Origin of the sequence: Arthrobacter sp. ISL-65 (assembly GCF_018613795.1) — a bacterium.
Lineage (GTDB): Bacteria > Actinomycetota > Actinomycetes > Actinomycetales > Micrococcaceae > Arthrobacter.
Genome location: NZ_JAGGPN010000042.1, coordinates 1 through 12,680, shown reverse-complemented (window position 1 = coordinate 12,680; position 12,680 = coordinate 1). Strand labels below are relative to the sequence as shown.

Annotated in this window: 14 protein-coding genes; 11 read left to right on the top strand and 3 right to left on the bottom strand. The window is 68.8% G+C overall.

The genetic code is table 11. From position 1 onward, the window contains the following. The first annotated feature begins 1 nt into the window (after position 1). Genes J7I85_RS18575 through J7I85_RS18550 form a run of 7 tightly spaced genes read left to right on the top strand, consistent with a single transcriptional unit; the run spans position 2 to position 4,096 of the window. Positions 2-715 carry a DUF5947 family protein gene (locus J7I85_RS18575; RefSeq protein ID WP_214854911.1) on the top strand — a complete coding sequence of 238 codons (714 nt, stop codon included), beginning with the start codon at positions 2-4 and terminating at the stop codon, positions 713-715. Beyond that, on the top strand, positions 712-1,365 hold the full coding sequence (locus J7I85_RS18570) for a DUF6084 family protein (RefSeq protein ID WP_214854910.1): 654 nt from the start codon (positions 712-714) through the stop codon (positions 1,363-1,365). The genes J7I85_RS18575 and J7I85_RS18570 overlap by 4 nt, the downstream gene beginning before the upstream one ends. After that, on the top strand, positions 1,362-2,759 hold the full coding sequence (locus J7I85_RS18565) for a phage tail assembly protein (RefSeq protein ID WP_214854908.1): 1,398 nt from the start codon (positions 1,362-1,364) through the stop codon (positions 2,757-2,759). Before J7I85_RS18570 ends, J7I85_RS18565 begins: the two co-directional genes overlap by 4 nt. Continuing rightward, the gene (locus J7I85_RS26015) at positions 2,759-2,878 is read left to right on the top strand and encodes a hypothetical protein (protein ID WP_373427236.1); all 120 of its coding nucleotides are present in this window, start codon (positions 2,759-2,761) and stop codon (positions 2,876-2,878) included. The genes J7I85_RS18565 and J7I85_RS26015 overlap by 1 nt, the downstream gene beginning before the upstream one ends. Then, the gene (locus J7I85_RS18560; protein ID WP_214854905.1) at positions 2,875-3,426 is read left to right on the top strand and encodes a hydrogenase maturation protease; all 552 of its coding nucleotides are present in this window, start codon (positions 2,875-2,877) and stop codon (positions 3,424-3,426) included. The genes J7I85_RS26015 and J7I85_RS18560 overlap by 4 nt, the downstream gene beginning before the upstream one ends. A gap of 12 nt (positions 3,427-3,438) precedes the next feature. Next, on the top strand, positions 3,439-3,744 hold the full coding sequence (locus tag J7I85_RS18555; RefSeq protein WP_214854903.1) for a HypC/HybG/HupF family hydrogenase formation chaperone: 306 nt from the start codon (positions 3,439-3,441) through the stop codon (positions 3,742-3,744). Next, complete coding sequence (locus J7I85_RS18550) at positions 3,722-4,096, top strand: hypothetical protein (RefSeq protein WP_214854891.1); 375 nt, start codon at positions 3,722-3,724, stop codon at positions 4,094-4,096. The genes J7I85_RS18555 and J7I85_RS18550 overlap by 23 nt, the downstream gene beginning before the upstream one ends. Positions 4,097-4,148: 52 nt before the next feature. On the opposite strand, the gene J7I85_RS18545 is transcribed toward J7I85_RS18550, so the two are convergent. Then, the gene (locus J7I85_RS18545) at positions 4,149-4,922 is read right to left on the bottom strand and encodes a DUF6390 family protein (protein WP_111902472.1); all 774 of its coding nucleotides are present in this window, start codon (positions 4,920-4,922) and stop codon (positions 4,149-4,151) included. Between the two features lie 183 nt (positions 4,923-5,105). On the opposite strand from J7I85_RS18545, the gene J7I85_RS18540 reads away from it, so the two are divergent. The 3 genes from J7I85_RS18540 to J7I85_RS18530 are packed head-to-tail and all read left to right on the top strand — an operon-like array spanning position 5,106 to position 8,209. Continuing rightward, positions 5,106-6,239, top strand: a complete 1,134-nt coding sequence (locus tag J7I85_RS18540; protein ID WP_214854887.1) for an ABC transporter substrate-binding protein — start codon at positions 5,106-5,108, stop codon at positions 6,237-6,239. Positions 6,240-6,258: 19 nt separating this feature from the next. Further along, entirely contained in the window at positions 6,259-7,434 is a 1,176-nt protein-coding gene (locus J7I85_RS18535) for an iron ABC transporter permease (protein ID WP_251024544.1), read from the top strand. Next, positions 7,427-8,209: an ABC transporter ATP-binding protein gene (locus tag J7I85_RS18530; RefSeq protein ID WP_214854866.1), complete on the top strand. Its 783-nt coding sequence runs from the start codon at positions 7,427-7,429 to the stop codon at positions 8,207-8,209. Before J7I85_RS18535 ends, J7I85_RS18530 begins: the two co-directional genes overlap by 8 nt. A 168-nt stretch (positions 8,210-8,377) precedes the next feature. Here the strand turns inward: J7I85_RS18530 and ppc are convergent, their stop codons facing one another. Beyond that, entirely contained in the window at positions 8,378-11,188 is a 2,811-nt protein-coding gene (gene ppc / locus J7I85_RS18525; RefSeq protein ID WP_214854863.1) for a phosphoenolpyruvate carboxylase, read from the bottom strand. Positions 11,189-11,303: 115 nt separating this feature from the next. Continuing rightward, the gene (locus J7I85_RS18520; RefSeq protein ID WP_214854852.1) at positions 11,304-11,636 is read right to left on the bottom strand and encodes a hypothetical protein; all 333 of its coding nucleotides are present in this window, start codon (positions 11,634-11,636) and stop codon (positions 11,304-11,306) included. A gap of 180 nt (positions 11,637-11,816) precedes the next feature. On the opposite strand from J7I85_RS18520, the gene J7I85_RS18515 reads away from it, so the two are divergent. Further along, positions 11,817-12,635, top strand: coding sequence for a DUF1684 domain-containing protein (locus J7I85_RS18515; RefSeq protein ID WP_214854850.1), 819 nt, complete (start codon positions 11,817-11,819; stop codon positions 12,633-12,635). Positions 12,636-12,680 lie beyond the last annotated feature (45 nt).

Below are 12,680 nucleotides of genomic sequence, written 5' to 3'. Positions count from 1 at the left end.
AATGAACGTGGAGAACGGAGCAGGTACAGGGCGCGGCCCGGGAACCGGCCAGGCCGACGGCGCCTTGCCGGTGGCCTTACTGCGGCGGATTTCCGCGAACCGGCCCGCTCCCGCCGCCGGGGAATGCTGCGAAATGTGCGGCGAACCGATTTCCGACGCACACCAGCACGTGGTGGACCTGGAGAGCCACGCGATGATGTGCACCTGCCGCCCCTGCTACCTCCTCTTCACCGATGCGACCGCCCATATGCGCTACCGCTCGGTGCCGGACAGGTACCTCTCCTTCCCCGGCTTCGATCTCGGCCTTGGGCAGTGGGACGAACTGGAAATTCCGGTGGGTCTGGCGTTCTTCTTCCGCAGTTCCAAACTCGGCCGCACGGTGGCGTTCTACCCTGGCCCGGCCGGGGCCACGGAATCGGAACTGCCCCTCGCCGCCTGGGACAACGTGCTGGCCCGCAACCCGGCCCTCGGCCTCGCGGCGCCGGACACCGAGGCGCTGCTAATCCGCGGCCCGGGTCCGGGCAGGGCCGCCGCGGACTGCCACCTGGTTCCGGTGGACGCCTGCTACGAGCTGGTGGGCCGGCTGCGCCGCCTCTGGCGGGGGTTCGACGGCGGCCAGGAGGCGCGCGATGAGCTCGCGGCATTCTTCGATCGGATCGCCCGCCGCAGCGTTCAGGCGCCGGCAGATTCCGCCGGGACGGGAGGCTTCCGGTGACCGAGCTTTCCTTCGCCGTGCTGGAGATCCGGCCCGAACCCTACGCCGCCGCCCCGCAACTGACGGCCAGGCTGCGGCTGACGGAGGGCACGGGGGCCGTGGTGCACGCAGTGGCGCTGCGCTGCCAGGTCCGGATCCTGCCGCAGCGCCGCGGCTACGCGCCCGAGGAGGAGGCTGGCCTGCTGGACCTCTTCGGCGGCCGCGGACGCTGGCCCACCACACTGAAGTCATTCCTGTGGATGCAGTGCAGCACCATGGTGCAGGGGTTCACGGGCAGCACCGAGGCGGATCTCCCGCTGCCCTGCACGTTTGATTTCGACGTGGCCGCCGCCAAATACCTGCATGCCCTGCGCGACGGCGAGATACCGCTGGAGCTGCTGTTTTCCGGCACCGTGTTCACTAAAGGGCAGACGGGGTTCACCGTGGAACAGGTGCCGTGGGACCTTGAAGCGTCCTACAAGCTACCCGTCGCCGCCTGGCGCAGCCTGATGGACCAGTATTTCCCCAACGCCGGATGGATCCGCCTGGACCGCGACGTTCTGGCCGCACTCGCCCGGTACAAGTCCGCCGCGGGCCTCACGTCCTGGGAAGCCGCAGTGGAGAAGCTGCTGGCCCAGGCCACCGCCGATGTGTCGGGAGAGCGGCCATGAACACCAGCTTGGCCCTTGCCCGTGCCGTCGCCGATGCCGTCCTCTACGAGGGATACCTGCTTTACCCCTACCGCGCCTCCGCCCAAAAGAACCAGGCCCGCTGGCAGTTCGGGATCCTGGGTCCGCCGGGCGCCGCAGAGGCCGGCAGCGGGGAGGAACCGTCCATGTCCGCCGACTGCCTTCTTGCCCCGGGAGCCCAGGCCGGGCTTGAAATCCACTTCCGCTTCCTGCACCTGCAGACGCGCACAGCCGAAAAAGCGGACGACGGCGGCGGGTTCACTCCCGTGGACAGCCTCGCCGTGGGCGCCGCGAACTGGCTGAGCTGGGACGAGGCCGTTGAACAGGAAGTGGCGTTCGGGCCGTTCTCCGTGGCCCAGCTCCGGGCCGGACAGGTCCTGCCCGTGGAGGTCCCGGAGGGACTCGACGTCGAGGAACTCAAGGACGACGCCGGGGGGCCGGGCGGCCGGCTGGTGCGCCGCCGTCGTGCTCTCCGCGGCGAACTGCGGCTGACCGCCGCCGAAGAGTCCGGTGGGCTGCTGCGGCTCAGCGTCACCGCGGCCAACACGGCCAATCCACTGCCGTCCCACCCCCTGCCGGCCGGGAACCGGCAGGACGCCACCGCGGTCTCCTTCATCGGGGCGCACGTGTTGCTCGGCGTGCGGGACGGGGATTTCGTCTCACTGCTGGACCCGCCGCAGTGGGCACAGCAGGCAGCCGGGCGGTGTTCCCAGCACCGTGGCTGGCCTGTGCTTGCCGGCCCCGAAGGCCAGACTGACGTGCTGCTGATCTCGCCCATCATTCTCTACGACCATCCCGCCGTGGCCCCGGAAAGTTCGGTGGCGCTGTACGACTCCACCGAGATCGACGAGATCCTCACGCTGCGGGTGCTGACGCTGACCGACGCGGAAAAGGCCGAGGCGCGGGCGACGGACCCGCGGGCCGCCGCCGTCATCGACCGCTGCGAGGCGATGTCACCGGAGGACCTCCAGCAGCTGCACGGCGCCCTGCGGAACCCGCGCGCGTTCGCCGCGGATCCCGATGACTACGCCCCGGCCGAATCGTGGAGCACGGCCAGCCAGGACGTTCCATGGTGGAATCCGGAGGCGGAGGCCAGTGTCCGGCCAGACCAGGACGCCGTCGTGATCAACGGCGTCGCCGTGGCGCGCGGCAGCCGCGTGCGCGTGCACCCGAAGCGGCGCGCCGACGCCCAGGACCTGTTCTTCGGTGGACAGACCGGGCGGGTCACCAGCGTGCACTTCGACGTCGATGGCAGCACCCACGTAGGGCTCGTCCTTGAACAAGATCCGGCGGCCGATCTCCATGAGGGCTACGGCCGGTCCTTCTACTACGCGCCCGACGAACTGGAGCCGCTGGACGGAAAGGAAAACCCGTAATGAAGGCAATAGGAATGGCCACTGTTTCTGTGCTGGCAGCGATGGCCCTCTGGGGCATCTACGTCGGGATCCGCGCAGTTCCGGATATCCGGCGGTACATGAAAGTGCGGCGGATGTGACTGCCGACAGCAGGGCCCGGACCGCCGCACAGGGGACCGCCCCGACTGGGGACGGCGAGCGCACAGGCGGCGTCCTCGTGGCTGGCGTGGGTAACCTGTTCCTGCACGACGACGGCTTCGGCCCTGAAGTGGCACGGCACCTCGCCGACCATCCGCAGCCGCTGGCCCCCGGCGTCCGCGTGGTGGACTACGGCATCCGCGGCATGCATCTGGCCTACGATCTCTTGGCCGGCGTCGACACCCTGGTCCTCGTGGACACGGTGCCTGCGGACGGGAACTCGGCCCCCGGAAGCATCCGTGTGCTGCGGGTCAGCGCTGCGGACCTGAACGGCAGGGCCATGCTCGATCCCCACGGCATGGACCCGGCGACTGTGCTGGGCCGGCTTCGTTCCATGGGCGGTACCCTGCCTGCCACATATGTGGTGGGTTGTGTCCCCGCAAACCTGTCCGAAGGCATCGGCCTCTCGGCAGCGGTGGCCGCGGCGGTGCCCAAGGCGGCCGCCGCCGTCGGGTCCCTGCTCGGCCGGCACTCTTCCACTGCAAGCTAAGGCGGTCTGTACATGTGCCTCGGAATACCCGGCAGGGTCGTTGAACTCCTCGAGGGGTACGGCGGCCAGCTCGCACTCGTCGATGTGGCTGGAGTGCAGCGGAAGATCAACATTGGGCTGCTGGATGAGGGGCCCCTGGAACCCGGCACGTGGGTCCTGATCCACATGGGCTTCGCGCTGGAACGCGTGGACGCCGCGGGCGCGGAACAAGCCATGGAAGGACTGGAGCTGATGGGCCGCCCGGCGGACACCGGACCCGGATCCCAGCCGGCACAACCACCACAAGGAGAGCAGCATGTCACCCACGAACCAGCCTGATCCCGCCGGCGAGGAAACGGGCGCCGCCCAGGAAACCGAAAAGGGCACGGCATCGGGCACCGCACCAGGGACAGCGCGGGCTTTCGGCAGCGAACCGCCGCTGAAGGAACCAGCCCAGCCCGGAGCGGACGAAACCCCTGAAGACGCGGCACCCGCTCCGGCCGGCGTCGGCGTCAGCACCACCCGCAGGGGCGAGGACGTCATCAAGGAGGAGGGCACCGAACCGGGACGCGAGCACACGGGAACCGATGATTCGCCTGCCGGCCGGCCAACCGGCGAGTCGTCCGCCCGCGATGCGACGGCCGTCAAGACCCCCGAGCATCCCGACGGCGCCGCGCCGCAGTCACCGTAACCGGCCGCCGAGGCTGCCCGCAGGGTTGGTGGCCGGGCGCTACTGCTCGGCGCTAGTGTTCGAGCGCTATGGCTGCGCCGCGGTGCTCGACGCCGCTGTTGGCAATCCGGAGGTGCCGCGCCGTAAAGTGCTTGAGCTGCTGCAGCTGGTGGGTGGAGAGGCGGTCACACACCCAGTCCCAGTGCAGTGAGACGACGTCGCCTACGGCCAGCCCGGCCACGAAACCGGTTCCGTTCACGGCAAACTTGGCCGATTCCACCACGGGCTCGCCAACGTCCAGGGCTGTGCCGTCCCATACCAGCGGCCGCGACCGCACGACGGCGTCGTCCCCGGAGATCGCGAGCACCTGCCCCCAGCGGATCCGGCACCTGTCCAGCACGTTCAGCGCGGTGGCGTGCCGGCGTTCGTCGCGGAGCAGGCCCAGCCACGGGTAGATTTCGAACACGTGGAAACTGTGGTGCGGGACCCCGCCCGCCAGGACGCCTTCCACCAGATGCGGGAACTGCCGTCCGGTGCGGGCCCGGAACCTGTCCTCCATGGAATTGCCGAGGTTGGTGATGCCGACGGTATCCAGGAGGCTGTTGCCCACCCAGTAGGCCTCCACCACGCGGGCGTCCAGCGGGTCCGCGATGCCGTGAGATCCGGCGATCAGTTCGAGGTAGGGCCAGGCTCCGGCAAATCCCTTGGCCAGTTCGCGGAGCCCCTGGTCCGTGACGCCGGACTGCCCGTAGTGCAGCAGGGCGTCGCTGTCCGGCGGGCCGCAGCTGCCCCGTGAATTGGGCGGATAGGCATAGCGGACGAACAACTGGGCACCATCGATAACCATCTTGTGGCCACCTTCTGCGAGCGTCTTCTGAAGGTAGCACTGGGCCTTGGCGCCGACAAGGGACCGGCCGCGGGCCGGCAGGTCCGGGCAGCGAGACCGGCCCTTCGCCGAACGCAGGATAAAGCGTTGACAGCCCTGCCCTTGAAGCGGATGCTGTGAAGACCCACGCGTAGGGAGTCAACGATGACAGCTGCAGACCTAAACCGCCGCGCCGCCCTACAGGTGTTTATTGCGGGCGGCTCCGCCGCCTTGCTCGCCGGATGCGGAACATCCGGCGCTGCCCCGCCGTCGTCCCCCGCGGGCAGCACCAAAAGCATCAGCTTCACGGACCAGCGCGGCCGGACGCTGTCCTTTGACCGGCCGGTGGCCCGGGTGGTGACCATCCCGATGCCGTCGGCGTCCCTGCTGGTCGCCGTCGACCGCAGTGCCGACCATCTCGCGGCCGTGCACAACGCCTCCTGGGTGGCCATGCGCGACGGAATCATGGGTTCCATGTTTCCCGCCGCCCTGGACCTCCCGCACGACATCGCCACCCAGGACTTCACCGCCAACGTTGAAAGCATCCGGGCCCTCAACCCGGACGTGGTGGTCCAATGGTCGGACGCGCAGCTCATCGAGCCCCTGGAGAAGGCCGGACTTAAGGTTCTGGGGCTGAAAAACTCCGGCACGCAGGAGGATGTGGACGCCTGGGCCGCCATGTTCGCCGCCATGCTCGGCAAGCCCGAACGTGCCACAGAGCTCAAAACCCGCAGCGACCGGGAACTTGCCGAGGTCAAGTCCCTGGCGGCCGGGCGCGCGTCCAAGGGCCCGAGCATCCTGTACTTCAACCGCTTCACCGGCGGGCTCAAGGTCGCCGGCGCCAACAGCTACAACGACTTCTATATCAAGCTCGTGGGCGGCTCCAACCCGCCAACAGGCAAGGACCCGCTGTCCGGTTCCGGCATGGTGGGCGTGGACATCGAGCAGGTCCTGCGCTGGGACCCCGAGGTCATCCTGCTGGGCAACTTCGACGCCGCCATGCCGCAGGACATCTACTCGGAACCGGTGTGGCAAAACGTGGCTGCGGTCCGAGCGAAGCGCGTATACAAAGTCCCGTTGGGCGGCTACCGCTGGGATCCGCCCGGGCAGGAGTCGCCGCTGATGTGGCACTGGCTGGGCGACATCGCCTTCCCGCAGGAGAAGTCGGCGGTGCGGAGCAAGGCTTCCGAATACTTCAGGTCCCTGTACAACCACGAACTCACCGACAGTGAACTGGACAAGATTCTCTGGACCGCGGAGAACGGGCAGTCCGCCAACTACCGGCAGTTCAATGCTTGATGAGGCAGGTTCCCCGCGCTTGCGAAAGCGGTGGCCCGGCAACTTGGGTCCGGAGAAGCTGGGTGCGGTTAGGCCCCCGCTGCGGCCGGCGCAGCCGGCACAGCCGGCATTGCCGCGGGCGGGCCCGGCTTCCACCGCGGGGGGCGCAGCGGAACGCGGTGCGGCGGAACGACGGCGGGAACCCGCCGTCGTCCTTCCCATCGCCCTCACTGCCTGCTTCCTTGCCGCGGTGGCGGTGCTGGCGCTGGCAGTGGGGCGGTACAGCGTGCCGCTGGACCACGTGGTCCAGATCCTGACCGCACAGCTCGTGCCGGCCCCGGTTGAAGCCAGCGGCACCGAACAGAACGTGGTCCTGCTGGTCCGGCTGCCCCGGGTCCTGCTCGCTTTGCTGGTGGGTGGCGGCCTGGCGATAGGCGGCGCAGCGCTGCAGGCCATTTTCCGCAATCCCCTGGTAAGCCCCGAGATCATCGGTGTGTCCGCCGGCGCATCCTTCGGCGGAGCCCTGACGCTGCTGCTCGGACTGGGTCCGCTCCTCCTGGTGGGCGGCTCCTTCGTGTGCGGGCTGCTGGCACTCGGGACCCTGTTCCTGATCACCTCGGGCCGCGCGGGGACGCCGATGCTCATGATCGTGCTCGGCGGCGTTGTCACGGGATCATTTTTCTCCGCCCTGGTGGCCCTGGTGACCTACGTTGCGGACCCGAACACCACGCTGCCCGCCATCGTCTTCTGGCTGCTGGGCAGCGTATCCACGGCAACCTTCGCCAAAGTAGCGGTGGCCCTGATCCCTGTCCTTGGCGGGGCCGCCGTCCTCGTGGCCCTGCGCTGGCGGATCAACGTACTGTCGCTCGGCGACGAGGACGCGGCCGCCCTGGGTGTGCGCCCGCGCCCGCTCCGCTGGGTGGTGCTCGTGGCGGTGGCCCTGATCGTGGCCGGCGCGGTGGCGGTCAGCGGCGCCGTCAGCTGGGTGGGCCTGGTGATCCCGCACCTTGCCCGGATGTGGGTGGGGCCGGACCACCGTGTCCTCCTGCCCGTCTCCTTCCTGCTCGGCGGCGCCTACATCGTCTTAGTGGACACCATTGCCCGCACCGCCACCGCCGGGGAGATCCCGCTCGGCGTCCTCACCGCCCTGATCGGCGCGCCCGTGTTCTTCCTGCTCCTGCGCCGGAACCGGGAGAAGGTCTGGGACAGTGCTTGAGCTCGACAGCGTGGGCTTCGGCTACTCGTCCCGGGACTGGGTGTTCCGGGGCGTCACCTTCCGGGTGCCGCCGGGGACCGCCACCGCCGTGTTGGGTCCCAACGGCAGCGGCAAGACCACGCTGGTGCGCTGTGCCGCCGGGTTGCTGGAGCCGCAGGAGGGAACGGTCCGGCGCAGTGAGAGCGCCGGCTACGTCCCGCAGGCCCACGGCAGTGCCTTTGCCTACCGGGCGCTCGACATGGTCCTCATGGGGCGGGCACGGCACGTTGGCGTGTTCCGGACACCCGGGCCATCCGACCACGACGCAGCGCTGGAGGCGATGGAGCGGGTGGGCGCGGCCGGGCTGCGGGACCGGCGTTTCCCCACCCTCAGCGGCGGCGAGCAGCAGCTAATTCTTATCGCCAGGGCCATCGCCGCCGGCTCACCCATCCTGGTGCTGGATGAGCCCGCCACCGGCCTGGACCTCAAGAACCAGGCGCGCGTCCTGACGCTGCTGCGCGAACTGATGGCCGACGGCATGGCCCTGCTCCTGAGCACCCACCATCCCGATCATGCCCTGCACCTGGCCGACCGGGTGGTCCTGCTGGGCCACTCGGGTGTGCGGACCGGCCACGCTGCGGAACTCCTGACCGACGCCGAACTCTCTGCCCTCTACGGCGTGCGCGTGAGCACGGTCCCGTACTCCGACAGCTCCCCCGACGCTGATACCGCCGGTTCCCCCGGTTCCCCCGGCGGCACGCTCCGCCGGACCATTGTGGTGCACTACGGCAACTGACGCTTCCTCACTTTTCGCAGCAATTCCACCGACGCTCCCTCACATCCCGTCGCTTCAAGCCAAACCCTCCCGCAGATCCTGCCGCCTCAAGCCAAACCCTCCCGCAGCGGGTGAGGAAGCGTCCGGAAAGAACCGACGAAAGGTGAGGAAGCGTCCGGGCAGTGCGGGCTACCCGGTGTTGCGGAGGCCTGCTGCCACGCCGTTGACGGTGATGAGCATGGCCCGCTGCAGGCGCTCGTCGATCTCGCCCGCGGTAATGCTGGCACCTTCTGCCCGCACGCGGCGGAGCAGTTCCACCTGGAGGTAGCTGATCGGGTCGAGGTACTGGTCACGGATTTCCAGGGACCGCTTGAGCGTGGGCTGGGCATCCAGGAGCAGGTTCTCGCCAGTGAGGTTCTGGATCTCTGCGACGGTGAGCTCGTATTCGTCGCGGATGGCGCGGAAGAGGTGGTGCAGTTCCGCCGGGACCAGGGTGTCCACGTAGTATCCGGCGATCTCCAGGTCCGTCTTCGCGAGGGTCATCTCCACGTTGGACAGCACCGAGCGGAAGAAGTGCCAGCCGTGCATCATCTCCACGAGCTGGGCGGAGTTCCCGGCTTCCCGTGCGGCCTTCAGCCCGGAGCCGACGCCGAACCAGCCCGGCACGATCTGCCGGGACTGGGTCCAGCCGAATACCCACGGGATGGCACGCAGGCCGCCCAGCCCGGCACCGGAATCCGGTCGCTTGGACGGGCGGGAACCTATGTTCAGTGAACCGAGCTGCTCCACCGGCGTCGAGGCCAGGAAGTACGCCGGCAGGTCCGGGTGGTCGATGAGGCTGCGGTAGCGGGCGAACGCGGCGTCGGAGATGGTTTCCATGACATGTCCGAACCGCTCCCGCTGGTCGTCCGAGGTGCGCGGCGTGCGGTGCAGCGCAGACCCCTGCAGCACGGCAGCGAGGGACAGCTCCAGGTTTTCCCGCGCAAGTTCCGGCAGGGAGTACTTGTCCGAGATGACCTCGCCCTGTTCGGTGAACTTGATTTCGCCCTCGAGGACACCATTCGGCTGCGCCATGATGGCGTCGTAAGTAGGTCCGCCGCCGCGGCCCACGGAACCACCGCGGCCGTGGAACAGGCGCACGCGGACGCCGTGCTTGGAGGCGATGTCGCGCAGCTTCCTCTGGGTCTTGTGGATTTCCCACTGGCTGGTCATCACGCCGGATTCCTTGTTGGAGTCCGAGTAGCCGAGCATGACCTCCTGGACGTCCCCGCGCAGCCGGACCAGCTCGCGGTAGGACGGGTCGGACAGCAGCTGGTCAACGATCTCCGCCGAGGCACGCAGTTCCTCGACGGTTTCCAGCAGCGGCGCGAAGCCGATCTTGGCGTACGGGGCGTCGCCGAAGATGCTGACCAGGCCGGCCTCGCGCGCCAGGACGGCAGCGGCCAGGACGTCGTCAGCGCCTCGGGTCATGGAGATGATGTAGGTCTCGATGACGTCCGGGCCGTACGTGCGCAGGGCGCGGCGGATCTCACGGAAGACGTCGTACGTGCCGTCAGCGGCGCCGTCGAGCTTGATCGGGTGGCCGGAGAGCGGACGGCGGGAGGCCAGTTCGGCGCTCAGGACCTCGAGGCGCTCGCCCCGGGTCAGTTCTGCATAGCGGATGCCGGGACCGCCGAGGCGGTCCATGAGCTGCCCGACGGCGTCATGGTGGTAGTCGGCGTGCTCGCGGATGTCGAGCGTGGCCAGGTGGAGGCCGAAGGAGGCGATGGCCCGGCGGACACGTGCCAGCGCGCCGTCCGCGGCGAGGGACGCCGAATGGTTGCGCAGGGACAGTTCAAGCAGCTCGAGTTCGCCGATGAGCTCCTCGGTGGAGGTGTAGTCGCGCCCCGGCTGGTGCCTGGACCCCGAGGCCACCCGCTTGCCTGTGTTGATGAGCTTGGCCTTGATGCAGGTCAGCTTCAGCCGGTAGGGCTCCTGGGCGTTGAGTTCCAGGATGCGGCGGTCCAGGCCGGGAAGCTTCGCGAGGTCAGCGTCGATCGAATCGAGGAGCGCCTGGTCTGCGCCGGCGAGCGCAGTGGAGTTGGACAGGACAGAGATGAGTTCGTCGATCATGGCAATGCTGATCCGGACCGCATGCTGGTTCTGCAGCTGCAAAATCTCGTGCGTGACGGCGGCGGTGACGTTGGGGTTGCCGTCACGGTCACCGCCGATCCAGGAGCCGAACCGGATCGGGGCGTTCTGGGCGGGCAGGGTGACGCCGTGTTCGCCGAGGAGTTCCGAGAAATCCGTCAGCATCTCCGGCAGCGCGTCCGTCAGGATGCTGTCGAGGTAGTAGATGGCGTTGCGGGCCTCGTCCACGGGGGTGGGCCGCACCTGGCGCAGTTCGTCCGTCTGCCACATCTGGTCGATCATTTCGGACAGCTGGCGGTCCTGCCGGCGCCGGGCGCTGGTGCCCTCCTCGGTGGGCTGGGCCAGCACGTCCGAGAGCTTGCGGATCTTGTCCAGCACGGAGCGGCGGGAGGCCTCGGTGGGGTGCGCGGTGAAGATCGGGCGCACATCGAGCTCGTTGACGACTTCCTGCAGCACCGCCGGGCCGGCCTGCCCCGCGATGTCCTCGACGGCCTTGGCCAGCCAGCCGTCCTTCTCCTGCCGGGTGCGAAGCCCGCGGACCCGGTGGACCTGTTCGGCGGCGTTGGCGAGGTGGAAGTAGAAGGCGAAGGCGCGGACCAGGTCGGTCGCCTGCTCGAGCGGCAGGGAGGCGAGCAGCTCGCGGACCTGGGCAACGACGTCGTGCGCGCTCCACGGGCCGGTGGCCTCCGCGCCGCCCCTGGCGGCTTCCTTGGATTCCTTGGTGAGCAGTCGCACCTGCTCCACCAGGTCGAGGAGTTCAGGGCCGTGCTGGCGGACCAGGGATTCGCCCAGCAGGGTGGAGACGCGGCGTACGTCCGCACGGAGTTCGGCGGCGAGATCTGTTTCTGAATTCATTGCAGTGTCAGCCATGGAAACTATCTTTCGAGTGTTCGACTTTGGCTCGTACACTGCGCTGGATACTGTGAGCCCGGTTACTGTTCCTATGGGATGTTACCCGCAGCCGGCCGGAGCCCGGGAATATGTCTCAGATGTTGTCGGGCCCTTGAACCGGAGCGGCCGGTGGCTGTAAAGGGGCCGCGGGCAACTGGATCCGGCCCGAATACGGACCGTTCGCCTCCGGTCCGGGACCCGCGCTGGGCGCTTCATGCCGCTTTCGTTTCTGTTCCTCCCGCGCCGCCAGGGCCTCCGAATGCGTCGGGGTGCCGGTGGCCGGATCGAACCCTGCCAGGGCGCTGCCCAGCGTTCCCGCGGCACCTTTCGGATCGACGCCCCGCTTCTGCACAGCCATCCCCGCGAGGGTCAGCGCCCACACGATGGCAACACAAACCAGCACCGTCAGAACAGCGTCCAAGGCCATACGCTAAGGCTACGCCTGCCGCCCGCCGGCCGGGGAGCGCAGTTCCCAGCCGGGGAGCGTGGACGGGGAGCCCCGCGTCCCAGGCCCCGTCGCACCGCCGGGCACGCCGCCGGAATGAAGCCCCGCCGCCCAGGGTTGACCCCTAAGCTGGCCGGGTTGGCATACACCGTTGGAGGACACATGAGCACTGCAGCAGACGCCCAGCTGGAGCGCTGGCTCCGCTTCCGCAAAGGCCGCAACACCGCACTCGCGGCCGAGCATGGCTGGCTCACACTCACCTCCTTCCAGTGGCTGGAAAGCCAGCCGGCCGCCATCGACCTCGTCCCCGGACTGTGGTCAGCGGACGGCACGACGGCGACGCTCACCGCCGCGGCGTCCGCCGGGCTGACGCTCGTGGAGACCGGGGAGCCGGTGGCGGGGACGATCACTGCGCGGCTCGCCAATGAGGAGTCACTCATGTGGGTGCAGTTCGGGGGCGCGGACGGCCGGCAGGTTGTGGTGGAACTGGCGATGCGCGCAGACAGGTATGCGGTCCGCACCCGGGATTCCGCGTCGCCGGTGTTCACCGAGTTCGACGGCGTGCCCACCTTCGATTACCGGCCCGACCTTGCGGTGGAGGCCAAATTCGAGGCCTACCCGGAACCTGTGGACGTGCCCATTTCCACGGCCAATCCGCTGGTGGACGGGGTGCACCGCAGCGTTGGCGAACTGGTGTTCCGGCTGCCCGGCAAGGACCACGAGTACCGGCTCCATGCCGAGGAGGAGAAGCTCGGCGCCCTGACAGTCACGTTCCATGACGAGACGAATGGCGACACGACTGACGAATGGCGCAAGGTGTCCACCGCGCGCCCGCGCCCGGACGGCTCCGTGGTCCTGGACTTCAACCGCGCCATCAACTACCCCAGTGCCTTCACGCCCTACGGCACGTGCCCCATGCCGGTGCGGAACAACAGCCTGGACGCGCGGATCGAAGCCGGGGAGAAGCAGCCGGCTTCCTGAGCCGGCGCCCCTAGCCCCGGACCAAGCGCGAACGGATCCTTCTAT

Coding starts and splice junctions, on each gene's coding strand:
- ppc (WP_214854863.1), bottom strand. CDS start 11,188: ATGGCTGACACTGCAATGAATTCAGAAACAGATCTCGCCGCCGAACTC.
- J7I85_RS18550 (WP_214854891.1), top strand. CDS start 3,722: ATGTCACCCACGAACCAGCCTGATCCCGCCGGCGAGGAAACGGGCGCC.
- J7I85_RS18520 (WP_214854852.1), bottom strand. CDS start 11,636: ATGGCCTTGGACGCTGTTCTGACGGTGCTGGTTTGTGTTGCCATCGTG.
- J7I85_RS18565 (WP_214854908.1), top strand. CDS start 1,362: ATGAACACCAGCTTGGCCCTTGCCCGTGCCGTCGCCGATGCCGTCCTC.
- J7I85_RS18540 (WP_214854887.1), top strand. CDS start 5,106: ATGACAGCTGCAGACCTAAACCGCCGCGCCGCCCTACAGGTGTTTATT.
- J7I85_RS18545 (WP_111902472.1), bottom strand. CDS start 4,922: ATGGTTATCGATGGTGCCCAGTTGTTCGTCCGCTATGCCTATCCGCCC.
- J7I85_RS18515 (WP_214854850.1), top strand. CDS start 11,817: ATGAGCACTGCAGCAGACGCCCAGCTGGAGCGCTGGCTCCGCTTCCGC.
- J7I85_RS18575 (WP_214854911.1), top strand. CDS start 2: ATGAACGTGGAGAACGGAGCAGGTACAGGGCGCGGCCCGGGAACCGGC.
- J7I85_RS26015 (WP_373427236.1), top strand. CDS start 2,759: ATGAAGGCAATAGGAATGGCCACTGTTTCTGTGCTGGCAGCGATGGCC.
- J7I85_RS18555 (WP_214854903.1), top strand. CDS start 3,439: ATGTGCCTCGGAATACCCGGCAGGGTCGTTGAACTCCTCGAGGGGTAC.